The 23851-nt window shown below is 72.1% G+C and carries 22 protein-coding genes and 1 tRNA gene; 11 read left to right on the forward strand and 12 right to left on the reverse strand.

Annotated elements, in window-relative coordinates; translation table 11 throughout:
* Position 1: 1 nt before the first annotated feature.
* From A8713_RS13145 to A8713_RS13155, 3 genes are all read right to left on the reverse strand, one after another.
* Positions 2-817: a TetR/AcrR family transcriptional regulator gene (locus tag A8713_RS13145; protein WP_237305357.1), complete on the reverse strand. Its 816-nt coding sequence runs from the start codon at positions 815-817 to the stop codon at positions 2-4.
* A gap of 504 nt (positions 818-1321) precedes the next feature.
* On the reverse strand, positions 1322-2350 hold the full coding sequence (locus tag A8713_RS13150) for a sigma-70 family RNA polymerase sigma factor (RefSeq protein ID WP_064533674.1): 1029 nt from the start codon (positions 2348-2350) through the stop codon (positions 1322-1324).
* Between the two features lie 502 nt (positions 2351-2852).
* Positions 2853-3641: a dioxygenase family protein gene (locus tag A8713_RS13155; RefSeq protein WP_237305358.1), complete on the reverse strand. Its 789-nt coding sequence runs from the start codon at positions 3639-3641 to the stop codon at positions 2853-2855.
* Positions 3642-3782: 141 nt separating this feature from the next.
* On the opposite strand from A8713_RS13155, the gene A8713_RS13160 reads away from it, so the two are divergent.
* Complete coding sequence (locus tag A8713_RS13160) at positions 3783-4379, forward strand: MarR family winged helix-turn-helix transcriptional regulator (protein WP_064533676.1); 597 nt, start codon at positions 3783-3785, stop codon at positions 4377-4379.
* Positions 4380-4411: 32 nt separating this feature from the next.
* On the opposite strand, the gene A8713_RS13165 is transcribed toward A8713_RS13160, so the two are convergent.
* Both A8713_RS13165 and A8713_RS13170 read right to left on the reverse strand, forming a co-directional pair.
* On the reverse strand, positions 4412-5968 hold the full coding sequence (locus A8713_RS13165) for an MFS transporter (protein WP_064533677.1): 1557 nt from the start codon (positions 5966-5968) through the stop codon (positions 4412-4414).
* 287 nt (positions 5969-6255) lie between these two features.
* Positions 6256-6906 carry a TetR/AcrR family transcriptional regulator gene (locus A8713_RS13170; protein ID WP_064533678.1) on the reverse strand — a complete coding sequence of 217 codons (651 nt, stop codon included), beginning with the start codon at positions 6904-6906 and terminating at the stop codon, positions 6256-6258.
* A 441-nt stretch (positions 6907-7347) separates the two neighbouring features.
* On the opposite strand from A8713_RS13170, the gene A8713_RS13175 reads away from it, so the two are divergent.
* Both A8713_RS13175 and A8713_RS13180 read left to right on the forward strand, forming a co-directional pair.
* Complete coding sequence (locus A8713_RS13175) at positions 7348-8844, forward strand: M6 family metalloprotease domain-containing protein (RefSeq protein ID WP_443069715.1); 1497 nt, start codon at positions 7348-7350, stop codon at positions 8842-8844.
* A gap of 87 nt (positions 8845-8931) precedes the next feature.
* The gene (locus A8713_RS13180; protein ID WP_173860841.1) at positions 8932-10677 is read left to right on the forward strand and encodes an IclR family transcriptional regulator domain-containing protein; all 1746 of its coding nucleotides are present in this window, start codon (positions 8932-8934) and stop codon (positions 10675-10677) included.
* 165 nt (positions 10678-10842) lie between these two features.
* Here the strand turns inward: A8713_RS13180 and A8713_RS13185 are convergent, their stop codons facing one another.
* The 3 genes from A8713_RS13185 to A8713_RS13195 all read right to left on the reverse strand — a co-directional run bounded on the left by A8713_RS13185 (position 10843) and on the right by A8713_RS13195 (position 13232).
* A complete protein-coding gene (locus A8713_RS13185; RefSeq protein WP_064533679.1) occupies positions 10843-11337 on the reverse strand; it encodes an RICIN domain-containing protein in 495 nt (164 codons plus the stop codon).
* 102 nt (positions 11338-11439) lie between these two features.
* Positions 11440-11925, reverse strand: a complete 486-nt coding sequence (locus A8713_RS13190; protein WP_079158947.1) for an RICIN domain-containing protein — start codon at positions 11923-11925, stop codon at positions 11440-11442.
* Positions 11926-12125: 200 nt separating this feature from the next.
* Positions 12126-13232 (reverse strand): helix-turn-helix transcriptional regulator, encoded by a 1107-nt coding sequence (locus tag A8713_RS13195; protein WP_159393090.1) that lies wholly within the window; start codon positions 13230-13232, stop codon positions 12126-12128.
* Positions 13233-13366: 134 nt separating this feature from the next.
* Here A8713_RS13195 and A8713_RS13200 point away from each other — a divergent pair, with 134 nt between their 5' ends.
* The 3 genes from A8713_RS13200 (at position 13367) to A8713_RS13210 (ending at position 14597) form a co-directional block, all read left to right on the forward strand.
* Entirely contained in the window at positions 13367-13555 is a 189-nt protein-coding gene (locus A8713_RS13200; protein ID WP_064533682.1) for a hypothetical protein, read from the forward strand.
* Between the two features lie 178 nt (positions 13556-13733).
* Positions 13734-14234: a hypothetical protein gene (locus tag A8713_RS13205; RefSeq protein ID WP_064533683.1), complete on the forward strand. Its 501-nt coding sequence runs from the start codon at positions 13734-13736 to the stop codon at positions 14232-14234.
* Positions 14235-14372: 138 nt separating this feature from the next.
* On the forward strand, positions 14373-14597 hold the full coding sequence (locus A8713_RS13210) for a hypothetical protein (protein ID WP_064533684.1): 225 nt from the start codon (positions 14373-14375) through the stop codon (positions 14595-14597).
* Between the two features lie 12 nt (positions 14598-14609).
* On the opposite strand, the gene A8713_RS13215 is transcribed toward A8713_RS13210, so the two are convergent.
* Positions 14610-14999 (reverse strand): hypothetical protein, encoded by a 390-nt coding sequence (locus A8713_RS13215; protein WP_064533685.1) that lies wholly within the window; start codon positions 14997-14999, stop codon positions 14610-14612.
* Between the two features lie 466 nt (positions 15000-15465).
* On the opposite strand from A8713_RS13215, the gene A8713_RS13220 reads away from it, so the two are divergent.
* Both A8713_RS13220 and A8713_RS13225 read left to right on the forward strand, forming a co-directional pair.
* Positions 15466-15538 (forward strand) — tRNA-Arg (locus A8713_RS13220).
* Positions 15539-15921: 383 nt separating this feature from the next.
* On the forward strand, positions 15922-16872 hold the full coding sequence (locus tag A8713_RS13225; RefSeq protein ID WP_064533686.1) for a hypothetical protein: 951 nt from the start codon (positions 15922-15924) through the stop codon (positions 16870-16872).
* Between the two features lie 825 nt (positions 16873-17697).
* Here the strand turns inward: A8713_RS13225 and A8713_RS13235 are convergent.
* Complete coding sequence (locus tag A8713_RS13235) at positions 17698-18114, reverse strand: DUF5994 family protein (protein ID WP_064533687.1); 417 nt, start codon at positions 18112-18114, stop codon at positions 17698-17700.
* A complete protein-coding gene (locus tag A8713_RS13240) occupies positions 18111-18506 on the reverse strand; it encodes a hypothetical protein (protein ID WP_064533688.1) in 396 nt (131 codons plus the stop codon). Before A8713_RS13240 ends, A8713_RS13235 begins: the two co-directional genes overlap by 4 nt.
* 389 nt (positions 18507-18895) lie before the next feature.
* Here A8713_RS13240 and A8713_RS32190 point away from each other — a divergent pair, with 389 nt between their 5' ends.
* The 3 genes from A8713_RS32190 to A8713_RS13255 all read left to right on the forward strand — a co-directional run bounded on the left by A8713_RS32190 (position 18896) and on the right by A8713_RS13255 (position 21867).
* Positions 18896-19813, forward strand: coding sequence for an STAS domain-containing protein (locus A8713_RS32190; protein WP_079158948.1), 918 nt, complete (start codon positions 18896-18898; stop codon positions 19811-19813).
* Between the two features lie 194 nt (positions 19814-20007).
* Positions 20008-20532, forward strand: a complete 525-nt coding sequence (locus A8713_RS13250) for a DUF5994 family protein (protein WP_382844975.1) — start codon at positions 20008-20010, stop codon at positions 20530-20532.
* Positions 20533-20673: 141 nt separating this feature from the next.
* Positions 20674-21867, forward strand: a complete 1194-nt coding sequence (locus tag A8713_RS13255) for a PP2C family protein-serine/threonine phosphatase (protein ID WP_064533689.1) — start codon at positions 20674-20676, stop codon at positions 21865-21867.
* A gap of 120 nt (positions 21868-21987) precedes the next feature.
* On the opposite strand, the gene A8713_RS13260 is transcribed toward A8713_RS13255, so the two are convergent.
* Positions 21988-23652, reverse strand: coding sequence for a hypothetical protein (locus A8713_RS13260; protein WP_064533690.1), 1665 nt, complete (start codon positions 23650-23652; stop codon positions 21988-21990).
* Between the last annotated feature and the right edge of the window lie 199 nt (positions 23653-23851).

A 23851-nucleotide genomic window follows, 5' to 3' on the forward strand; every position in this document is an offset into this window, starting at 1 on the left:
GCTACGGGGTGTCCCAGGCGAAGTCCCGGAGGGCGGCGAGGTTGCGCAGGGCCAGCGCGGCGGGGCCCTGGGGACCGGTGGCCGGCGCGTCTCCCGTCGCCCAGGCTTCCACGGCCACCCGGACGGCGGCGCTCGCCACGGCCGCGGAGAAGCGGAGGTCCGGCGCGATGACGGAGGGCCCGGACTCGGTCCCGGACCCGGTGTCGGCCCCGGACCCGGTGTCGGCTGCGGACTCGGCCTCGGTCCCGGTTTCGGCCCCGAAGGAGCCGGCCCGGCCCTCCGCCGGGGCCCACCCCGCCGGTTCCGCCGATCCCACCGGCCCCACGGACCCCGCCGCCCCCGCCGTCCCCGCCGCCCGCTCGGCGAGCACCCCGGCCAGTTCCCGTTCCGACTCCTGGCAGACCTCCGCCCAGACCTTGCGCACCGCCGGGCTGGTCCCGGCCAGGCGGATGAGGGTGCGCGCCCACTGCCAGGAGATCGCCGAGACGCCCGAGCCGCCGGGGACGAAGGTGTGCCGCACGGCGTGGGCGAGGGCCTCCGGGACGGAGAGGGCGGCCGGGGCCGTGCGGACCGCTTCCCGCCACCGCTCGGCGCCCGCCGCGTAGCAGGGCGCGACGGCCTCCTCCTTGGTGGCGAAGTACCGGTAGAAGGTGCGCGGGGCGACGCCCGCCGCCTGGGCGATGTCCTCGGCGCGGGTGGCGCGCAGCCCCCGTGTCACGAAGAGGCGCGCCGCCGACAGCGCGATCTCCATCCGGGTGGCGGCCTTGCGCCGCTCGGTCAGGGAAGGGCTCTTGGCGTCGGCGGGGGCGGGGCTCATCACCTCGGCAGGTTATGCCGGTGTGGCAGAATCTGCCATCTGGCGGGCCACCCCGGGGTTCAGGTCCGGGGTGCCCCGCCGCTTCGGCGCGCTCGGGCGGCCGCCCGCCGCCGGGGCGTACCGGCGGCCCGGGGAGCGACCGGCCCCGCGCGTCGCGGTGACCGGTGCGATCCGGACAGCATCAGGCGGAACCGGACAGAGATGGAGCCGGACTCCGACGCCCGGGGGAAGGCGCCGAAGCCCGGCTCTGGGAAGGTCCCGGCGCCGGGGGGAGTGCGTCGGGACGTGGCTCTGATGTGGTCGTGCGCCGGGCCGGCCGGGCCCGGAAGGGTTGTTCCCGTCGCGCCGCCGGTTGAAGCGATGCTCCACGGCCATGTTCGCGCGGCCTTTCACCACCCGGCGTACGCGTCACCGCCGGGCGTACGCGGTCGGCGCTGCCCGGGAGTGTGCGCTCCCCGCGGGAACAACCGCCCCGCGGGGGCCTCGTGGCACTTCTCCGAGACGTCACGCCGCCGCGTCGAATCCGGTGTCCCGGGCCAGCTTCTTCAGCTCCAGCAGGGCGTGCTTCTCGATCTGGCGGATGCGCTCGCGCGTCAGGCCGTGCTCCTTGCCGACCTCGGTCAGCGTGCGCTCGCGGCCGTCCTCGATGCCGTACCGCATCTTGATGATGGACGCCGTGCGCTGGTCGAGGCGGCCGATCAGGTCGTCCAGCTCCTCGCTGCGCAGCAGGGTCAGGACCGACTGCTCGGGCGAGACCGCGGAGGTGTCCTCCAGCAGGTCGCCGAACTGGGTCTCGCCCTCGTCGTCCACCGCCATGTTCAGCGAGACCGGGTCGCGGGCCCAGTCCAGGACGTCCACGACGCGCTCCGGGTTCGAACCCAGCTCGGCGGCGATCTCCGCGGGCTCCGGGTCGCGGCCGTGCTCGCGGTTGAACTCGCGCTGCACCCGGCGGATCCGGCCCAGCTCCTCCACCAGGTGGACGGGGAGCCGGATCGTACGGGACTGGTCCGCTATCGAGCGCGTGATCGCCTGGCGGATCCACCAGGTGGCGTACGTCGAGAACTTGAAGCCCTTGCGGTAGTCGAACTTCTCCACCGCGCGCACCAGGCCCGCGTTGCCCTCCTGGATCAGGTCCAGCAGGGGCAGACCGCTGCGCGGGTAGCGGCGGGCCACGGCGACGACCAGGCGCAGGTTGGAGCGGATGAAGACGTCCTTGGCCCGCTCGCCCTCGTCGACGAGGGCCTGGAGCTCCTCGCGGCTCGCGTCCGCCGGCGTCTCCTCGTACCCGTCGAGGATCTGCCGCGCGAACACACCGGCCTCGATGACCTGGGACAGCTCGACCTCCTTGGCGGCGTCGAGCAGCGGTGTGCGCGCGATCTCGTCGAGATACATGCCGACCAGGTCACGGTCGGCGATCTCGCCGCCACGGGCGCGGACACCGCGTGCCGCGTCGGCCGTCTCTCCCCCAGAGCCGAAAGCCTGGGAGGTACCCCCATGGGCGGACTGTCGACGGGCGACGGCACGGGTTGCCATGCGTGCTCCCTTGCGATGGTTGTCAGCGGGTGGTCCACAGGACGCTCGGCACTCTCTTCGGGACTCTCCTCGGGTGCCCCGCATCCGATGGGAACAACGACTTGAAACCGGACAGAATTCCCAACCCGCCCCCCGATTTTTCTGATCATGCAGTACCCTGTGCCGCCACGGCGCCCCATACGCCCTGGCCCATGTCACGGAGTCGCAGGTCAGAGTGGGAGCGGAGGCCCCTTCCGGGCCCTCGCGGACCCGGACTCACCACCCTGCGCATGAGACGCCCGTCACACGGATGCCGCAGTTCTCACAGCGGGAGAGCGCCGCCCTCACTCGCTGCCCCACTCTCATGGACGGGTACCGGGGCCGGAAGGTTGCCGCAAAACCGGACTCTCAGGTGATTCCCGGCCTCCGCGGGCCCGGCCCCGGGCTCTCTCCGGCCGGTTCCGGACTTACGCACGGCCCGTACCGGGGTCCCGTACGGCGTCTGACACCGGCACGCCCGTCTCTAGCCGAACTGAACCGACCGCTTCGCCATTCCCATCCAGAAGCCGTCGATCACCGACCGCTGCGCGTCCAGCTCGCCGGCCGCCTCCGCCGCACCCATGGTCACGAACAGCGGGGCGAAGTGCTCGGTGCGCGGGTGGGCGTACCGGCCGGCCGGTGCCTTGTCGAGGAAGTCCAGCAGTCCGTCCCAGTCGCGGGCCTCCAGGGCGCGGCGCCCCCAGTCGTCGAACTCGGAGGACCAGCTCGGCACCCCGCCGCCGACGTGGCGCAGGGCCGCGAGGTTGTGGGTGAAGAAGCCGGAGCCGACGATCAGCACACCCTCGTCGCGCAGCGGTGCCAGCCTGCGGCCGATGCCCATGAGGCGGACCGGGTCGAGCGTCGGCATGGAGACCTGGAGGACGGGGATGTCGGCGGCGGGGAACATCTCGACGAGCGGGACGTAGGCGCCGTGGTCCAGGCCCCGGTCGGGGACGTCCTGCACGGGCGTGCCGGGTCCGCGGAGCAGCTTCCTGACCCGGTCGGCGAGGCCGGGGGCGCCGGGGGCCGGGTACGTCACGTCGTAGTAGTGCCCGGGGAAGCCCCAGAAGTCGTACACCAGGGGGACGGTCTCCACGGCGCCGAGGGCGAGCGGGGCCTCCTCCCAGTGCGCGGAGACGACGAGGATCGCGCGGGGGCGGGGCAGTTCGGCGGCCCAGGCGGCGAGCTGGCCGGGCCAGACGGGGTCGTCAGCGAGCGGCGGGGCGCCGTGGCTGAGGTAGAGGGCGGGCATGCGCTCAGGTGCTGTGGTCATGGCGGCTACTCCTGCTGGGACCGCGCTCGGACTGCGGCGGGCAGGGCAAGCACGGGGGCCGAAACTTGAACTTTAAAGCTTAGAGACCACTGTACGAGGCATTTGTTTAATCTTCAATGAGCGCCCTCGTAGAGTGGATACATGAACACGGCTCCCGTTTCCGCGCCCGGCCCCGCTCAGGCCCCCGCGGCCCAAGCCCCCGCCGCCCCGGTCTCCCCAGGTCAGGCCCCCGCAGCCCAGGCCCCCGCCGCCGACGCCCCCCGTTGGCTCACCCCCGACGAGCAGCGCGTCTGGCGCGCCTATCTGCACGCCACCACCCTCCTGGAGGACCACCTCGACCGGCAGCTCCAGCGCGACGCGGGCATGCCGCACGTCTACTACGCCCTCCTCGTCCAGCTCGCCGAGGCCCCGCGCCGCCGGCTGCGCATGACCGAGCTGGCCATGAACGCCAAGATCACCCGTTCCCGTCTCTCGCACGCCGTGGCCCGCCTGGAGAAGAACGGCTGGGTCCGCCGCGAGGACTGTCCCTCCGACAAGCGCGGCCAGTTCGCGGTGCTCACCGAAGACGGCCAGGAGGTGCTGCGGCGCACCGCCCCGGGCCATGTGACCGCCGTACGGCAGGCCCTGTTCGAACGGCTCAGCCCCGAACAGCAGCAGTCCCTCGGCGAGATCATGCAGATCGTCGCCGAGGGACTGCAGCCGGACGAGGCGGGCGCGGACCTGCCCTGGCTCCGCTGAGGAGCCGGGGCGGGGGCCGCGCCGAGCGGTCGTCAGTGGGCGATGACCGGCACCGCCACCTCGTGCTCGGCGCCCTCACCGGAGGCGGAGCCCGAACCGGTGACCAGGGTGCTGCCCGGCCGCCCGGCGTTGACGAAGGTCAGCGCGATCACGGCGGCCAGCACCAGGATGCCGACGGCGAACCAGATGGCGCTGGTGTACCCGTGCACCAGGCCCTGCACCTGCACCAGCTGCTGCTGCGGCCGGGCACCGCCGGCCGCGCCGATGTGGTCCTTGATGTACGACGCGGTCGCCGAGGAGGCGATCGTGTTCAGCAGGGCCGTACCGATGGCGCCGCCCACCTGCTGCGAGGTGTTGACCATCGCGGAGGCGACACCGGCGTCCCGGGGCTCGACGCCCTGGGCGGACAGGGACATGGCCGGCATGAACGCCGTACCCATGCCGAGGCCGAGCAGCAGCATCGCGGGGAGCAGCAGGGCCGGGTAGGAGGTGTCGGTCTTCAGCTGGGTCAGCAGCAGCATGCCGACGGAGGCGACCAGGAAGCCGGGGCCCATCAGCAGCCGGGCCGGAACCCGGGTCATCAGCCGGGCGCCGATCTGGGTGGAGCCGGTGATCATGCCCGCGATCATCGGGAGGAAGGCGAAGCCGGTCTTGACCGGCGAGTAGCCCTTCACGATCTGGAGGTAGTAGGTCAGGAAGAGGAACAGGCCGAACATGCCGATGATCGCCAGGCCCAGCGAGAGGTAGACACCGCCGCGGTTGCGCTCGGTGACCACGCGCAGCGGCAGCAGCGGGGCCCGCACCTTGGACTCGACCAGCACGAAGGCGACCAGCAGCACCGCGGAGCCGACGAACATGCCGATGGTCAGCGCGTCGCCCCAGCCCGCGGACTCGGCGCGGGTGAAGCCGTACACCAGCGCGACCAGGCCGAGGGTGGACAGGACCACGCCGGGGATGTCGAGCGGCGAGCGGTTGCGGCCGGTGGCCGGCTCACGGATGACGAAGTACGCACCGGCCGCGGCGACCACGGCGAACGGGATGTTCACGAAGAACGTCCAGCGCCAGTCCAGGTACTCGGTGAGGAATCCGCCCAGGATCAGACCCACGGCACCGCCACCGCCCGCGATGGCGCCGTAGATGCCGAACGCCTTGGCGCGCTCCTTGGCGTCGGTGAACATCACCGCGAGCAGGGAGAGCGCGGCGGGCGCGAGCAGCGCGCCGAAGGCGCCCTGGAGCGCGCGGGAGCCGAACAGCAGCGCGCCGCTGGTGGCCGCGCCGCCCAGCGCGGAGGCCGCGGCGAAGCCGGTCAGGCCGATCACGAAGGCGCGCTTGCGGCCCCACAGGTCCGCGATACGGCCGCCGAAGAGGAGGAGCCCGCCGAAGGCCAGGGCGTAGGCCGTGACGACCCACTGCCGGTTGCCGTCGGAGATCCCCAGGTCCTGCTGGGCGGAGGGGAGGGCGATGTTCACGATGGTCGCGTCGAGCACGACCATCAGCTGGGCGAGCGCTATGAAGACGAGCGCTTTCCAGCGGTTGGCGTCACCGGACTGGTGCGGGACGCCGGGAGCCTTGAGGGCTGTTTCGGACATGGGAGTACCCACTTCGGGACTTCGTGACGGAAAAAGGGTGTCGAAAGGGGCGGCCGCGGCCTGCGCGCTGCCGTGCCGGAACGTCGTAGGCGAACGAGGAGGTCGTGAACGGGGAGAACGAAAAGTCGTGCGTGAGGAGTCGTGCGTGAGGAGTCGTGCGTGAGCGAGGAGTCGTGAAGGAGACCGGAGTTCGGCGCTGAACTCATCGGTGCGGGCGGGCCGGCGCCTGTCGGACCCGGGCCCGCCTCACGGGTCCGCGCGCGGCGGGGAGCTGTCTGTCAGGTCGGTCAGGCCTGGCGGAGATCCTCCATGGTCATGGCCGCGCCCGGCAGGTCGGAACGGGCCGGGGCCCGCAGTCCGTCCAGGAACAGCTGAAGATGGCGGTGGACGAAGCGGTCGTGGAGGACACAGCCGGTACCGGCCGGGGGGCGGCTGAGCTGCGCGGCGGCGATCATCAGATCGCCCACACCCACATCGGCGCGCAACTGCCCGGCCGCCTTGGCGCGGCCCATGATCTCCTCGACGAGGTGTTCGACCCGGTGACGGGCGGCCTCCAAGTCGGGGTGGTGCTGGTCGAAGGTACTGGAGACCATCGGACACAGCGCGCTGATCCGCTCGTCGGCGGCGGCGTGCACGAAGCGCGACAGCGCCTCGAAGGCGTCGCCGGTCTCGGTGAGCGCCTGCTCGGCCGCCTCCGCCGTACGGTCCATCACGGAGCAGACGACCTCGCGGACGAGAGCGTCGCGGTCCGGGAAGTTGCGGTACAGGGTGGCGTTGCCGACGCCGGCCCGGCGCGCGATCTCGTCGAGCGGCACCTCGGGGCCGTACTCGACGAACATCTCGCGGGCGGCGGTCACGATCCGCTCCCGGTTGCGCAGGGCGTCGGCGCGCGGCCTGGTCACCTTGCGCGCTTCGGGGTTCGCGGTCGCGGCCGGCACGGGGTCTCCTCTGATCGGTCGGTCTGGCGGACGATCCGGGGATGAAGTCCCCGTTTCGCTCGGACACAGGGCTAAACGGGGAAGAGGTCCCCGGTTATTTCCCGTCCCGCAAGAGAACTGCCGTGACCTGGGTCACATCCACCTGGCCCTGCCCATTCCCACGACCGGGCCGCGCGTCCCACGACCGGACCGCTCCAACGCGCGCCCGCCGCCCCGGCGACACAGGGTGAGCGAAAGGGTGCAGCCGGAGACGAGACCGGTGACCGCCTGGCGCGAACCGGTGCGGACCGGTGCCGCGCGGCGCGAGACCGTCGGCTGCCTGGAGCGAAGGGTCCACGCATGCAGCCGCAGCCGCCCCGCCGCCGGACAGACCGGACGCCGCACCGGACCCACCGGCCCCACGGGACGGACCGCGCCGACACCGCGCTCCCCGCACGCAGCATGCCCCCCGCGCCCCCTGCCACGACCGCCGCCACTCCTGCCACCGCGCCCACCGCCGCTTCCGCCGGAGCCCCTGCCCCTGCACCTGCACCTGCCTCTGCCGGAGTCCCCGCCGCCGCGGCAGGCGCCGGAGGAGACGACCCCCGCCCCGCGCCGGCCGCCGACCCAGGCTCCATACACACCCCCCTACACACCCCCATACGCACCTCCATACGGACCCGCATACGCGCCCGGATACGTACGCGTACCCGCCGCACGGCCGCCTTCGTCTCCGTGACCGCGCTGACCCTCGCGGTCAGCACGGCGGGGGCCGCGCACCTCACCTCGGGCGCCGCGGCCTCGGGCGCCGGGGCGAACTCCCTGTCCCGTTCGCCCGCGCTCGCCCCCTGCATGATCAGCGGCGCTCGCTCCGTGCAGATGACCGAGGGCGTCCCCACCTCGACGGGCTACGCCCGCTCCACCGGCACCGTGCACGCCCTCACCCTGATGATCGACTTCTCGGACGCCCCCGGCGAGGGCACCGCGCTCGACCGCTTCCACGAGTTCTTCCCGCAGACCCAGGAGTGGTTCCGCACCGCTTCCTACGGCCGCCTCGACTACCGCCCCGAGACCCCGATCACCCACTGGCTGCGCATGCCCAAGCCGTTCAAGGAGTACGGGATAGAACGCGGCGCCCCCTTCGACCCGGGCTACCGCGACCTCGTCCAGGACATCGCGGCGGCGGCCGACTCCCAGGTCGACTTCCGCCAGTACGACCTGCTGAACGTGCTGATGACCCCGAACGCGGGCCCGTCCGCCCTGGACACGGTCCTGTCCGTCACCTTCGCGGGCAACCCCGACGCCCCGACGGCCGACGGCGTCCCCCTCGCGAACGCCTCGTTCGTCTACTCCCGCCAGGACGACGGCTCCGGCTCCTACGACCGCACCGGCTACCGCGTCCTGCCGCACGAGAACGGCCATGTCTTCGGCCTGCCCGACCTCTACACCCAGGAGGGCGGCGGCGCGGTCGGCCACTGGGACATCATGAGCGAGGACTGGGGCGCCGACAACGACCTGCTCGGCTGGCACAAGTGGAAGCTGGGCTGGCTCGACGCCGACCAGGTGAACTGCGCGAGCCGGCGCGGCTCGGCCGAGTACACCCTGACCCCGCTGGAGCGCGCCGGCGGCCCCAAGCTGATCTTCGTCCCGCTCGACGGCAGCACCGGCTACGCCCTCGAACTGCGCACCCGCGAGGGCAACGACGAGGCGGTGTGCCGGCCGGGCGTCCTCATCTACAAGGTGAACGCCGACGTGGACACCGGAAGCGGCCCCATCACCGTCTACGACGCCCACCGCGACTCCGGCGGCTGCAGCCGCAGTCCGAACGTGCAGGCGGAACTCTCCGACGCCCCCTTCGCCCCCGGCGAGACCTTCAAGGACCCGCGGTCCAAGATCCGCATCGATGTCGCGGCGGCGGACCTGGAGGGCGACTACCAGGTCCGGGTGACCCGGCAGTAGCCGGGGCCGCCGCCCCCGCCCGGCCCGGACTACCGTAGGGCGCAGATCTGCCACGACCACCGACGTCCCGTACGGGAGAACCGACCGATGTGCGCGACGCCCGCGACCTCCGCGACGCCCCCGCACCCGATGGCGTCCGCGCGCCCGGCGCCGTCCGCGCGCCCGGCGCCGTCCGCCGACGAGCCGGGGGCCGTCACCGGCGCGGGCGCCCCGGACCGGCCGCACGGGCCCCCGCCGGAGGCCGTCGCCCCGCTGATGCGGGGGGTGGCCGTGCTGCGGGCGCTGACGGAGGCCGGCGGGACCCTGAGCCCGAGCGCCCTGGAACGCGCCACGGGCCTCGCCCGTGCCACCGTGGACCGCATCACCGCGACCCTGGCCCGGATGGGGTACGTACGCCTCGCCGGCCGGGACACCGTCCTCGCCCCCCGCCTGATGGAGCTGGGCAACGCCTATCTGGCCGCCCTGCGCCTGCCCGGCCTCCTCGGCGCGCGGGCGGACGCCCTCGCCGACGCGCTGGACGAGTCGGTGTCGCTGGCGGTCCGCGACCAGGACGGCATCCGCTTCGTCCACCAGGCGACGCGGCGCCGCGCCATGTCCCTGAGCTTCCGCATCGGCGACCTGCTCCCGGCCGAACGCACCGCACCCGGAGCGCTGTTCGCCACCGAGTGGACGGCCGGGGACTGGCACCGCTGGCACGGACGCCGGGCGGCCGACCCGGAGAACCGCTCCTTCCCGGCCATCCCGCCGCACCCGCCGGGACCGGACGCGCCCCGCTCCGGCTTCGAGGAGCGCGCCGCGCGGGCGGCCCGGGAGGGCTGGGCGGCGGACGACCAGCTGATCGAACCGGGCCTGGTGGCCGTGTCCGTACCGGTGCGGGACCCGGTCACCGGCACGATCGCCTGTGCGGCGAGCGTGGTGAGCCACACCAGCCGCCACTCGGCGGAGCACCTGCGCGCCACGCTCCTGCCCCGGCTGCGCGAGACGGTCGCGGCGATGGAGGAGGACCTGCGCGCGGCATCGGCGCGGGCGCAGACACCGGATTCGGCCGCGGCACCGGAACCGGCATCAGTACCGGCACCGGAACCGGCTCGCCCGGACGCGGCGCCCCCGGAACTGGCGGCCTGGACGGCGGCGTCGAAGCAGGAGCTGGGCCGGGGGTTCGTCGAGTCCCTGGCGCGCGGGCTGACGGTCCTGACCGCGTTCGGCGAGGACCGCCCGGCGCTGACCCTCACACAGGTGGCGCAGGCGACGGGCCTGGCCAGGGCCACGGCACGCAGGGCGCTGATCACCCACGAGCACCTGGGCCTGGTCGCCCCCGGCCCCGGCCGCACCTTCACCCTCACGCCCCGCGTGCTCTCCCTCGGCTTCCCGCCCCTGTCCCGCACCTCGCTCCCCCGGATCGCCCAGCCTCATCTGGAGGACCTGGCGGCCGAGGTGCGCGAGTCGACGGCGCTGGCGGTGCTCGCCCCCGGCGGCGAGGAGATCCAGTACGCGGCCCGCGCGAGCACGCACCACATCATGAGCGTCGACCTCCCCGTGGGCACCCGCCTCCCGGCCCGCGCCACCGCGCTGGGCCGCGCCCTGACCGGCCCGGGACCGGCCGGTTACGCGCTCGCCGACCAGGAACTCGAAGCGGGCCTGCGCGCGGTCGCCGTCCCCGTCCACGACCGGGCCGGCCGCCCCGTGGCCGCCGTGGACATCGCCCTGCACGCCGCCCGCCGCACCCGCGAGGAATGCGTCTCCGCCCTCCTGCCCGCCCTGCGCCGCACCGCCGCCCGCATCGAGGCCGACCTCCGCACGGCCACCCGCTTCACCCGCGTGCCCCTCACCTGACCGGTCCGTCACCTGACCAGGCCGTCCGGCGCGGCACCGGGCACGGTCCCGGCAGGCCGCCGGGCATGGAGGAGCCCCGGCCGGTCGGGGGCGACCAGCCGGGGCGACCAGCCGGGGCGACCAGCCGGGACGGCAGGGCACGGCGGGCGGACTCCCGCCGCCTCGTCAGCCGGGGATCGACGTCGTCAGGTACCACTGCTGGTACGGATTGTCGGGGCCGTACTGGTTCAGGTACGCCTTGCCCTTGGCGTCCGAGTCCAGCGCGTTGCCTCCCGGGCTGATGAGGCGGAGCTTGCCGGAGACGAACACCTCGTCCCAGAGGTCGTTGGCGTCGATGCCGCACGGCCGCGTCTCCAGGATGAGGGAGAAGGGCGTCGACGGCTTCAGGCACCGGGCCGAGCTCGTGTTCTTGAGCTGGATCTTCCCGTTGACGACGTGGTACTCCCAGCGCTGGCTCGCCGCGGTGGTCGAACAGGACGAGGTGTAGACGCCGCCGGTGCCGTTGGCGTCGAGGCAGCGCCCGGTCTGGGCGTTCTGGAGCCGCCAGACACCGCCGCCGGGGCCGCCGGCCGCGTGGGCGGTCGCCGTCGTGCCGGTCAGCAGCAGCGCGGCCGCTCCTGCGGTGGCGGCGACGCCGCCGAGAGCCTTCCGGATGTTCATGGCCTTACTCTCCTCGGTGAGCAGTTGACGCTGAGCGTGGGAATCGGTGCGGGGGTCTTCTCCGGCCCGCGCGGTGTTCGACGGTGCCGGGCCGGTGTGCCGTCACGCGCTCGTGGCGCTGGGGAGCCACTGCTGGTAGGGATTGTCCGAGCCGTACCCCTTGGCGTAGGCGTTGCCCTTGGCGTTCGAGTCCAGCGCCTTGTTGCTGTAGGGGTCGACGAACCGGAAAGTGCCGTCGACCACCAATTCCCACCAGAGCGAGCCGTTGGCGCAGGCCGGAGCGGTTTCGAGCTGCTTGTCCTCCGGATTGAGGGGATTCACCCAGAGGCATCGGCGGGTGGCGACATTGCGGAGCAGTACCTTGCCGTCCAGAACCGCCCGCTGCCACTTCTGGTACGGGTTGTCCGCGCCGCAAGACTTGGTGTACACGTTTCCCTTGGCATCGGAGTCGAGACAGAGCCCGGTGCGGGCGTTCCGGTACTGCCAGACATCACCGGCGGCATGGGCGGCCGGGGCGGTACCCATGGTGAGCAGAAGACTGGCCCCCGCGGTGACCAAAGCGCCCGCGAGCTTCGCGTGAGTACGCATACGACCTCTTTCTCGGGTGAATGGAAACGTTGAATACGCTGAATAGGTTGACCCCGCGCACTAACGTCTCACTAATGCTCCACGGGATGCACAAAAGGCGCTTCCGGGGCAAAGAAAACAGGCCCTGCGGCTCCCTGTGTCCGAATTCAGGGCGCTGGCTCGGAATTACCCGTCCGCTCGGGCCGGATCGCTGACCCTCCTCAGATCCAGCCGCGCTCCCGGGCGCGCAGCGCGGCCTGGAAGCGGTTGTCGGCGTCGAGCCTCGCCATGAGCCGGGCCACGTACTTGCGGTAGGTCCGCAGCGCCATGTTGAGCTGGCGGGCCCCGGTCTCGTCCTTGTCGACGAGGTAGAGGGTCCGGAGTATCTGCCGCTCGACCTCGGTGAGGGAGGGCAGGGCCTCCTCGGGGAGTTCCTGCGACGCCGCCCACATCCGTTCGAAGAGCGAGACCACGGTGCTCACCAGACCGGGCTCACGCGTCAGGAGCGCCCCGCGGGCCGTGTTCTGGGGGTCGATCGGAGTGAGCGCGACCGCCCGATCGCAGATGATCATGCGCTCGATGGGGTGCGGGGAGATACGGATCTCCGCGCCGCGGGCCACGAGTTCCCGCAGGTACACGAGGGTCGTCTCGTCCTGGAGGCAGGCCGACGCCATCAGCGTCCGCATCCGCACTCCCCGGCGCAGGATCCGCAGGTCGATCGGGCGGGAGATCTCGATCGACTCCGGGGTGAGCACCCCGACCGGGTTGGTCGTCAGGTTCTCCGTGCGCGCGAAGAAGGTCACCTCGTCGATGGCGCTCCGTACGGCCTCCAGACCCTCGATCTGCCGGACCGCCGGACCGCCCGGCCCGGACACGTCCGCTGAGGCGTCCATCGTGCTCAGGTGCTCGACCACCCCGGCGCTGCGGACGGACTCCTGGAGCTCGTCCTGGAACTGGCCCACCTGATGCTCGATCAGCCTCTCGACCGTCCGCTTCGGCGAGAGCGGCCGCAGACCGCCGGCCGGGGTGCGCACCGCGATGCCCAGCTCCAGCACCCGCGTGACCACGGCCGGATCGTGGCCGCCGGTGTCCTCGCGGTCCCTCAGGAGCGCCCGGTAGAGCTGCTCCTCCGGCTCGGAAACCCCCAGGAAGCCGAGGGTGTTGGGGGTGCCGTCCGGCTTCATCGCCACCACCGCGCAGTGGCGCACCGGCCCGCGTACGAGGGGCGCGCGGCGGTGCGCCGGACCACCCGCGAGGGCCGCGCGGCGGCAGGGCCCCGCGGCGGGGGTGTGCAGGAAAGTGCACGGGAACAGGGTCGTTTGCTGCACGCCCGAGGCCCGCCGGAGGCCCCTCCCGGCGGGCAACATTCTCGGTGTGAGGGCGGCCCGCCGGAACGAGAACGGCGGGCCGGACCGAGCGAAACGAACCCGCCCAGCGACATCGCCCACCCAGGAGGAAACCCGTGAACCGCATCGCGGCCCGCATCGCGTCCGGCACCATCACCGCACTCCTGGTCGTGGGCGGTGCCGGAGTCGCCCAGGCCGACAGCACCGGCGCGGACGAGGTCAGGCCGCCGGCGAGCGCCACGCAGACCGCGGTGCCCGAGCACGAGGCCGCCCCCGTCTCCCCGCTGACCAACGACTGGGGATGACCGGACCGAGGTGACGGCGGCCGCTCCGACCGGGGCGGCCCCCACCCTCCGGACCGGCCGGCGCCTGCGGACCGCGTCCCCCGGCAGGTCTTCCCGCACTTCCCGTTCCACTCTCCACCCCTCCACCCCTCGTACGCCGGGCATCCCCATGCCCGAAACCACCTCGAAGGAGCACACCATGTCGAAGAACCTCAAGCGCGCCGCCCTCACCGTCGTCGGCGCCGTCGCCGCCTCGGCCCTGCTGCTGCCCGCCACGGCCCAGGCCGCCACGCCGGCCGCCGAGGCCCGGGTCGCCACCCAGCAGGTGGGCACCATGGACTCCGGCTGGAAGCTCGACATCGCCATCGACGCCATGGGCTACATCGGCCCGATCATCGGGAACGTCCTGAACGACATCCGCATGGAGAAGGACCGCCCCGGCTTCGTCCACCGGCAGCTGGACGACACCATGGCGGCGTACTCGGGCTACAACGTGATGGTCATCAACGACAAGCTCGACTACTCCATGGACCTGCACGGCGTGGTCGCCAACGCCCGCGTCACCCAGGGCAGCGCCACCTACCGGGTGCTCGCCTTCCAGTCGGGCACGATCGTCAACCGCGGCGACGGCGGCTGGAGCAACTGGGGCTTCGGCGGCTGGTTCACCCGCAACGGCGGCACGGTGGTCTTCACCAGCTGAGTCCGACCGCACCGTCCGACCTCCTGTATCCCACTCGGGCTTCGCCACTCACGCAGATGGGCCGGTCTCCTCACGGAAACCGGCCCATGCCGCGTCCACCCAGGGCCGCAGGGCCCACGATCCGCAGGAGACAAGACCGTGGAGAACCAGGTCCGACTCACCGGGCCGCCCGAAGCCGCCCCCGAACTGGCGTGCCTGCGCGTCATCGCCCAGCTCCCGCCCCGCTGGTCCGTCCGGATCCTGGAATGCGGAACCGGATACGCGGTCCTCGGCCTGCGCGCGGACGCCTCGGCCGAGGAGGTCACGGCGGAGATCGACGAGGCGATCACCGCGCTTCCCCTACGGGGCTGGAAGCGGAGCTGACCTGCGGACGCATCAGCTGAACTGGACGGTCACCGTCTGGTCGTTCCAGCTGCCGAGCTGGGGCTCCCAGCCCACGAGCAGCCTGTTCCCGTTCCGGTCCCGCAGCCCCATCTGACAGCCGCCCTCCATGTTCTGCACGGAAGAGATGGTCCAGCGGTACTTCTCGGGCAGCGGGAACTGGTAGTCAGGGATGTCTTCCTTGTCGCTGTTGCAGGATTCCCCGCGGAACTCGATGCGCGACCCGGAGTAATTGTTGTCCACATAGGCGATTCCGAGGGTCTTCGTGCCGTGCCCCATGGTGAGCAGATCGTACCCGGGTGCCGTCGCCGCACTGGCCGGCGCGGCGACACCGACCGACAACGTGACAGCGGCGAGAACGCCCAGAACCTTCTTGTCCATCATGCAGAACCACCCTCGCGTAACCGAGCTCGACTGACGGCGAAAGCTATCCGGTCGACTCACCCACCAGACAGCCCACTCCCCCCGGAATGGCTTATTCCGCCCAGCCCCCGCTCAATCATGACCGAATTCCACGCCACGCCAATAAAACGTTAGCGAGACGTTAGCAACACCGGTCAGAATGAAGGCTTTCGCTCAATTGAATTTCCGGCCCGGAATTCGGGAGCGGCGCGGGCGTGTACGGCATGTCCACTCGGACGGCCCCGCCCCGGCGGAACGGAAAGCCCCGGGGGCCGGTCCGACACCACGGTCACCCGCAGCACAACACGGGCATCACTGACCACAACGGACTTCGCACCGGAAACCCCAGGTCAGAACCCCTGCGACAGGCACACCATGCCCGTCAGCGGCATCAGGGGCGACCGCCCCGATCCCCATCCGCTAGGCTGTCACCGGTCAGTCGGCCCACGCCTTCGTAGCTCAGGGGATAGAGCACCGCTCTCCTAAAGCGGGTGTCGCAGGTTCGAATCCTGCCGGGGGCACAGTGTCTGAACAGCGCGTTCACCTCTCTCGGGTGGGCGCGCTGTTCATCATGGCCGTGGCATTGGCCATCAGCATGGCGAACACCAACCTCACGTCCGTTCGGAGAGTCCGCATCCAACGGATCCGGGGTTCAAGGGCGGCACCAGCCGATGGTCCTGTTTGGCCGCAGTGCGGTGTCTCCGCTGCTGGCGGTCGCAGGCCGTGGCCTGCTGCGACCGAACACGCAGCGGGCGTCTCCGCTTGATCGCGCGTCCGCTGCGGGATACCGGACGGCCTTCTTCACGTCCATCTCGACGCAGACCCGGTTCACGCAACGCGAGCGGTCGATCCCGCGTCTGGCAGGGAGAACAGCCAGGAACCACCCCCCTGAACGGAGCGCTCGGTGCTCATAGGACTCCTGACCGCCGTCGCGGCATCGATCTGTTACGGCACGGGCTCCGTCCTCCAGGCCGTCGGCTCCCGCAAGTCGGCCCGCCGCGAGGCGGCCGCCGCCGGGCACACCACCGGACAGGTCACCGCGCATGGCGGCCCCAGTCTCTCCTCCACTGCCCAGGCCGCGATGACCTGGGAATTCATCGTCGGCACGGTCCTGGACTTCGTCGGCTTCGGGCTCGGCGCGCTCGCCGCCCGCCTGCTGCCGCTGTTCCTCTCCCAGACGGTCATCAGCGCCAACCTCGTCATCACGGCCGTCCTGAGCGTCAAGCTGCTCGGCATCCGGCTGACCCGGGCGGAGTGGGCCTCGATCGCGGTCGTCTGCTCGGCGCTGGTGCTGCTCGCGAGCGCGGCGGGCTCTGAGGGCAGCGGGCACACGCCGATCACCACCCACTGGTGGCTCCTCACGATCTCACTGCTGCTGATGGCGGGCGGCACGGTCCTGGTCCGGCTGCTCGGCGCCCAGGCCGCGATCCTGGCCGGTCTGCTCTCCGGTCTCGGCTTCGGCGCACTCGGCGTGGGCGTGCGGGTGCTGAACGGGGTCGATCCGTTCGACCTGGGCACGCTGCTCGCCGACCCGGCCCTGTATGCCATTCTCGTCGCCGGAATCGGCGGCATGTATCTGCACACCGTCGCGCTGCAGATCGGCTCGGTGAACGGGGCGACGGCGGCGCTGGTGGTCGGCGAGACCGTACTGCCCGGCATGATCGGCGTCTGGTGGCTGGGGGACGCCTCACGCCCCGGCTTCGCCTGGCTGGCGGTGACCGGCTTCGTCCTGGCGGTCTCGGGCGCGGTCGCGGTGGCCTGGTTCGGTGCGCCGGAGAACGCCGGGAAGGACGTCCCGGCCCCCACCGACATCCCCGCCCAGAACCCGGCGCTCACCCAGAACCGAGCCCAGTAGCGTCGGGGACCGGCGCGTGGCCGCCGCTTTCCGTCCAGTCCCCGCCGCCTCACACCGTACGTGCGGTTCTCCCGCATACGGCTTTCCGGCATCGTTCACCGGCTGGCATGCCTGTCGCCCTGCGCACGGCGTTGTCACGTTGTCGAGTGCGAGGCATAGGGCGAAGACCGTATTCGAGCGACTTGTCGGACAAGCAATGGGCGTTGATCGAGCCGATAATCACAAGGAGCGCGTCGACGCGCGCGGGGTGTCCAGTTACATCGCGGCCGCCGCAGCTCATCAGGACGCCATGGACCGACTGCGCGAGCTGGCTGAACGAAGCAGGGGACCCTCGCGAAACGTCGAGGCAGGCATTGTGGAACTGGACGCTGTCCCGTATCCGCGTCCTGCACACGGATGACCAGGTGATCACCATGGCGCGCGACATGCTGAAGGCGGCTGGTCTGCATGGCCCCAAGTACGCCGTCGACGCCATTCTGGCGGCTGTCTGTGGCAGGTCGGGAAGCCGCGCAGGGAGCTGAGGCAACCGTCTTCACATCGGACACCGACGACATGACTCAACTCCTCGCGGGACGCCCCCGTGCGGGTCGAGAAGGTCTGACGAAACGCCGCCCGCGCCTACTCCGACGACTCACCCGCTCTCCCGACTGACCGCCGGCCGTACGCCGATGGGATCCCCCGTCCAGCGGACGGGAGGGCTCCTGTGCTTGCGGAACGGAGCGACACGATCCGCCGACAGCCGTGAGCCACCGCCGCAGGGCGGGCCGGCCGAGGCCGGGCGGGGCACCCCGTCCGCGTCGGACAGGACGCCCCGCGAACCCCGGGTCAGGCAGGCCACCCCGCGGGCGGAGCCTCCGCCGTGGCCGTCTCCATCAGCCGTTCGGCCTCCTCCGCCGTGGCGGCGGGCGGCACGACCAGCAGGTCCCAGCGGCCCTGTCCGGGGGTGAGCAGGCAGACGGTGTCCTCGGCCCGTGATGTCCCCCTCCGGCGCAGGCGCGCCCGCTGGTCCTCGACGGGCACGCCGTCACCGGACAGCGACCACCTCGCCCCGTTCACGCGAACGCTGGTGACGTGTCCCCAGCGCAGCGGCAACGCGGCGAGCAGCCCGGGGAGTTCGGCGGTCAGGTCGTACGACCGCGGCCACCAGGCTCCGTCGATGCGCCGGACGGCGTCGCCCCGGCCGGGCCGCGCGCCCAGCCTCAGCCGGGCGGCGGGCTGGTGGGACGAGGGGGTGGTGGTCATGGGGACTCCTGAGGTGAGGGAGGCCGGGGGTCCGCCACGGCCGGGGATCCGGCGGACGCCGGCCGGACCGTCGGCGTCGCGCGGGGCGCGGTCTCACCCGGATGGGTCCGGTCGGCCTGTGGCCTGCTGGCCTCCAGCCAGGAGTGGAACGGGCCGACGGCCCGCGCGGGGTCGAGCGTGAGGTGCAGACGCGTCCCGGTACCCGACGGGAATGCCGGGTAGCTGCGCTGCTCGCCCCCGGCGAACAGCAGCCGGAGCGCGTCGGCGACCTGCCGGGCCGCTTCCGCGTCCCGGGAGACGATGCGGACCTCGACCCTGCCTTCGGCCGGCGGACCGTCCGAAGCATCCTGGGTCGCGGGCGCATGCAGTGGTGGCGCGGATTCGGTGGTCATCGGGCGGAACCTGTCCCGGGCGGCGGCAGACGCGGCCCGTGTTGTCGCGCGGCCCCCGACTGCTGTGCCGCGCGCCGAGGACGAGACCAGCCCGGTCACCGGAGTACGAAGGACCCTCGACTCTGCCCACCGTACTCCCGGCATCCTCGGGGCGGCCGTTTCCCACCGCGGGCGACGTACCGTGGAACTACCGAGGGCATCACGCGTTCCGGCCGCCATGCCGGGGTCGTCCCCGGCGAAGGACGGACTTCCGGGCCGCGCCAGTGGCCGGCACGGAGACGGGTCGGCACCATGTCCGCCGCACTCGCAGCGGCTGCACACGAACTCCTTCCGGCCGCGACCGCGGTGCGGACGGGCCCGGTCGCGCGCCCCTGCCGAGGGGAGGGGTGATGGCTCTCTCCGGGCTGGACATCCACCGGCGGAACAGGGGGGAGCAGACCCTCGTCACGCTCGCCGGGAACATCGGACCGGCCACGACACCCCTGCTGCGGGCCGCGCTGGAGCAGTGCCTGCTGGACGGCGTCACCGTGATCGACATCGACCTGACCACGGTCGGCTCCTGCGACGCCGGGGGTCTGGACGTCCTCCTTTCGGCTTCGCGGCGGGCCGGCCGGGTGCACGCCTGTCTGCGGCTGCACCATCCGTGCGCGCAGATCACCCGCCTCCTGGCCGCCGACGCGTCCTCTCCACTCCTCGCGGCTCCTGCTCACCGGCCGGATCAGCCGGTCGTCAAGGACGGGATCCGTCTTCGCCGGCTGACCCGCCGGCAGGCCGAGGGGATGCGTGCGGACATCGTGGACCTGGCCGCGGCGTCCGTCGCCGGCACCTCCGGCGAGACGTACCGAGCCCGTGGGCACTTCCTGCGGCGCCTGGCGGTCAGTGCCCGCCACCCCGGCTTCGCGGTGCTGGCCGCGGAGACGACCGCGCTGGTCGGCTGCGCCTTCGGCTTTCCGCTGGGTCCGGGCGGCTTCGGCGGCCGGGGGTTCGAGAGAACACTCCAGGAGAGCGTGCAACGGCTCACCGCCCATCCCCGGTGCGTCCTCCTCACCCAGGTCGTGGCCCGTCCGCACCCCCAGAACCGCGAGATCGCCCGACGTCTGCAACGGCGTCTCCTCGCCGACCTGCGCTCTCCTGTCGGAGTCGCCCTGCTGCACCCTGCCGACGAGGCGGGACAAGCCGCCTTCGCGTCCTGGGGCTGGCAGAACATGGGCGAGATCATCGGGCTGCCGGGCGCCGTGGCTCCCTGTGTGCTGGTCCTGCCCGGCGAAGGGCCGGTCCCGGCACACCGGCGGCCTGGACGCCGGTGACCCGGCGGAGGGCGACGGACCCGGGTCCGGGCCGGGCCGGGCGGTGGGTGAGGGCGACAGCCGCGCGCTTCTCGGCGCGGCCGGGAGTAGCCTGGCGGGTACCGAGAGCTTTGCGGACGCACCAGCACGACGGCGTCGTTCCCGGCGAGTGACAGACGCGGGCAGCCGCAGGCCGCCCGGGACGGGATCGCACGATGGACGCCCTCACCAAGCCCCCCGCCGGAGGCGAGGGAAGCACGGCACCGGATGACACGCACACGTACCGGATGCCGCTGCCCCGGCTGCGGCTCACACCGGATGCCAGCCACGGCCCGCTGGACGGTGCGTGGTGGCCGCGCTGCGACGCGCTGGAACTGGAACTTCCCGCGCTGGTCGGCTGCTTGGACCCGGGCGTCGGCACCGTCACCCGGGCCACCGTGGGGACCGCCGTCTGGCCGGACGCCCCGCGGAGGGTGACGGCTTCGGGCCATGTGATCGAGGTGGACCTGACGGACGACGCCGCCGGTACCCACGCCATCACCGTGGACTGCGGCACCGTCGGGCGCTGGGAACTGCTCGTGGTGCCCCCGGACGAGCCGTCCGCGGCGGCCTCCCTGCTGCTGACCGCCGCCGCCGACCCCGGCAACCCCTGGCCGGCCGCGCGCCTGCTGGAACTCGCCGAGAGCGGCGCCGACGGACAGTCCGCGTGGGAGTCGGAGGGAGGAGCCGGACCCAGGTGAGCCGCCCGGTCCGGCCGGGCCCGGCGTGGCCGGCCGGCCCTGGCTCGCATGATCCCCTGATGATGGAGCGATGACAGCGACAGCCGTTCTTCGTCGTCCCGGGCCGTCTCCCGCCCGGAACGGTTCCCGGCGGGTGAGGGGATGACGGCAGGACGACGGGCGGACCGCTCCGAGAGCTTCGGGGAAGCCCTTCTCGGAGTGATCCTCGACGGCGCGCACGAGTTGCCGCCGCATCTCATCGGTCCTCTGGTCGCCGACGTGGTGGAGCGGCTCGGCGGCCGCCGTCCGCAGGTGCTGTTGCAGGACTACGGCCAACTGCTGCTGGTGCCGCTGCCCGGCGACGGTCTCACCGGCGGGGAGCCGCAGCTGATCGACGGCTCCGAGGCGGGCCGCTGTTTCCTCGACGCGCGCCCGGTCGAGGTGGCCGGGAGCGACGGCGTACGGATCCATCTGCCGTTGCTGGACGGCGGCGACCAGGTCGGGGTCATGACGGTGACGCTGGACGGCGTCGACGACCAGGACCGCCGCATCCTGCGCAGGACGGCCGGCCTGGTCGCCGACCTGCTGGTGACCAAGCACGGCTACTCGGACCTCTTCTTCGGGGTACGACGCGGTGAACCGATGAGCGTCGCCGCGGAGATCCAGTGGGCCCTGCTGCCGCCCCTGGCGATGATCATGCCGCGGGTCGCCGTGGCGGGCATCCTCGAACCCGCCTATGACGTGGCGGGTGACAGCTTCGACTACGCCCTCAACGGGGACGTCCTGCACGTGGCCATGATCGACGCGATGGGGCACGGCCTGGACGCGGCCACGATGGCCACTGTGGCGATCGGCGCCTACCGCCACGCCCGCCGCGCCGGCACCGGGCTGCCGGAGATCTACGCCTTCATGGACCGGGCGCTGGCCGAGCAGTTCGGCTCGGAGCACTTCGTGACCGCGCAGATGCTGCAACTGGACACCGCGACAGGTCATCTCCAGTGGGTCAACGCCGGGCATCCGTCACAGATGCTCGTCCGCGACCACCGCGTCGCACTCCGGCTGACCGGTCCCACGACCCTCCCCGCCGGTCTCGGCGGCCCGGAGCCGCAGGTGAGCGAGATGACGCTGGAACGGGGCGACCGCCTGCTGTGCTTCACCGACGGCCTGGTCGAGGAGCACTCGACGGGTGCGGAGCAGTTCGGGGAGGAGCGGCTGATCGGCTGGGTGAACCAGTTGGAAAGAAGCGGCCGCGGGGTCCGGGCGGTGGCACGTACCCTGTCCCACACGCTCAAGCGGGCACGCGGCGGACACACCACGGACGACGCGACGCTGCTCTTCGTGGAGTGGCGCGGCTGACCTCACCGGCGCCGGCCGAAGCCCGCCGGCCGGCCCGGCGACGTCCTCTGACGTCGCCGCCCCGGTGATCAGGGCGGTGCCGTCACCCGCCGGGAAGGCATCGCCCCGACGGCCGGGGCCTCAGGCCCCGTGCGCCTCCCGGCGTCCGTGTTCCGAGGCGCTCGGGACACGGCTCCGGGGCAGCGGCGGGGCCTGGCCATGCGTCACCTCCGTGAGGAAGGCGTCGATACGGTGGGCGACGGACGCGCTGGTCGCGTCGAGCCAGGCGTCGAGGACATGGTCCCGCACAGGGGACCTGTGTTCCCGGGACCTGTCGATGTGCAGCAGGATGAGCCGCAGAACGTCGAGGTCGTCGAAGTACGAGGTATGGACCAGCGGCTTTCCCTCGATGCCGTCCACTCCCGTCTTCGCCGCGCTGTACACGCCCCGGCCGTCCAGTGCCGTACGGGCCAGGGCGTGGCGCAGGACGGGGCCGATGGCTCCGGCGTAGAGCGCGGAACGTTCTTCGAGTCGTTGTGCGGTCTTCTCCGGGAGGCCGGGCGGCAGGCCGTCCAGCGGCAGGGGCCACGCGGAGGCGTAGGCCAGCACGGTGCCGGGGATGTCGCAGCCCTGCGCACTTCTGATCAGCAGCCGGGAGACGGCGGCGGACACGCGAGGCGCGATCCACCGGTTGAACATCAGGTAGCCGGGTGTGAGGATCCGCTGCGGGGAGAAGGCCGACGCTTCCGGGATCAGATGCACGGCGCTGACCGGGAGTCCGATCCGCAGCGGCACATGCAGGGCGGAGAGACCGGACACCCCGCCTGCCGTCGCCGCGCGCGGCGTCCCGCGCAGATGCCGGGGGGCCGAGAGCCAGGTGTAGTCGTGCACGGCCGGTTCCGCGAGGCACCGCAGGCCGGTGATGGCCTCGTCCGTGGGCGCCCACAGCCCCAGCCACCGGCCGCCGAACCGCTCGATCGCCAGCCGGGCTCCGTACTGGCGGCTGAGCAGCGCGGAGCGCAGACTCCACTGGGCGTTGAACCGGCCGACGGAGAAGTACACGATCAGCGCGGTGAGCGTGCCGGCGGTCCGGTACACCAGGTGATCGCCCGAGAGGACCGCCGACGGGACGAGATAGAGAATTCCGAGGACGGTGATGAACGCGGCGATGAAGGAGACGAATCTCAGCAGGTAGAGAACGCTGAAAAGCGGAAATCCCGCTTCCTTCCGCTTGCTCAGGGACAGCGTGGGGCTGGGCCATCCGTCGGTCAGCATCCCGGTCCGGGGCAGGTAGTGCAGGAAGGGGGTACCCACGGTTGTCCAGCTCTTCAGGCGGCGCAGCGGGAAGGCCCCGCCGACGGCGCACCACCAGTCGAAGCTGCGGTGATAGCTCTTCGACCCGGAACGGCGGCGCCGCCGGAATCCCAATTTCCGCAGCTCCCACTGCAATTCGAGGGAAACTGATCTGTCGTCCATGGAGATCGCGCTGGAGATCAGCGCCTCCCAGATGATCGACCCGCCGTGGCTGTGTCCGACGAGGTGGTATCCACGCCCCTGACGTTCGAGGCTCATCATGAGGGCCAGCAGACGGGTACTCGCTTTGAGCCTCTCCACCTGGCTGTTCGTCCCGCTCCAGTGGAACAGCCTGACGTCGCCCTCGGGGAGGCTGACCCCGTCGGGCAGATGGGCCCGCAGCCATGTCCAGGTCGCGCTGCCGCGCTGCCACCACCGATGGCCCTCGTCGCTTCCGTTCTTGTCCCCGGCGAAGGTCCCGTGAACAAGGATGACGAGATCGTCCGTAGCCATGACGGCACGATAGGGGCCCGCACATGTCCTGCCGGATCCGCGGCGCCCTGCCGCCTCCGCTCACGGCTCACGATGCCTCGTCAGACCACTCGTAATCCATTTGAGTGAATACGCGATCCGAGACTGACGGGGAGTCGGCCGGGCGCCGGTAGTCGATGAGGGTGTTCAGGCACGACTCGTCCGACAGGCTCCCCGCGGG

The organism is Streptomyces sp. SAT1 (genome assembly GCF_001654495.1).
Lineage (GTDB): Bacteria > Actinomycetota > Actinomycetes > Streptomycetales > Streptomycetaceae > Streptomyces > Streptomyces andamanensis.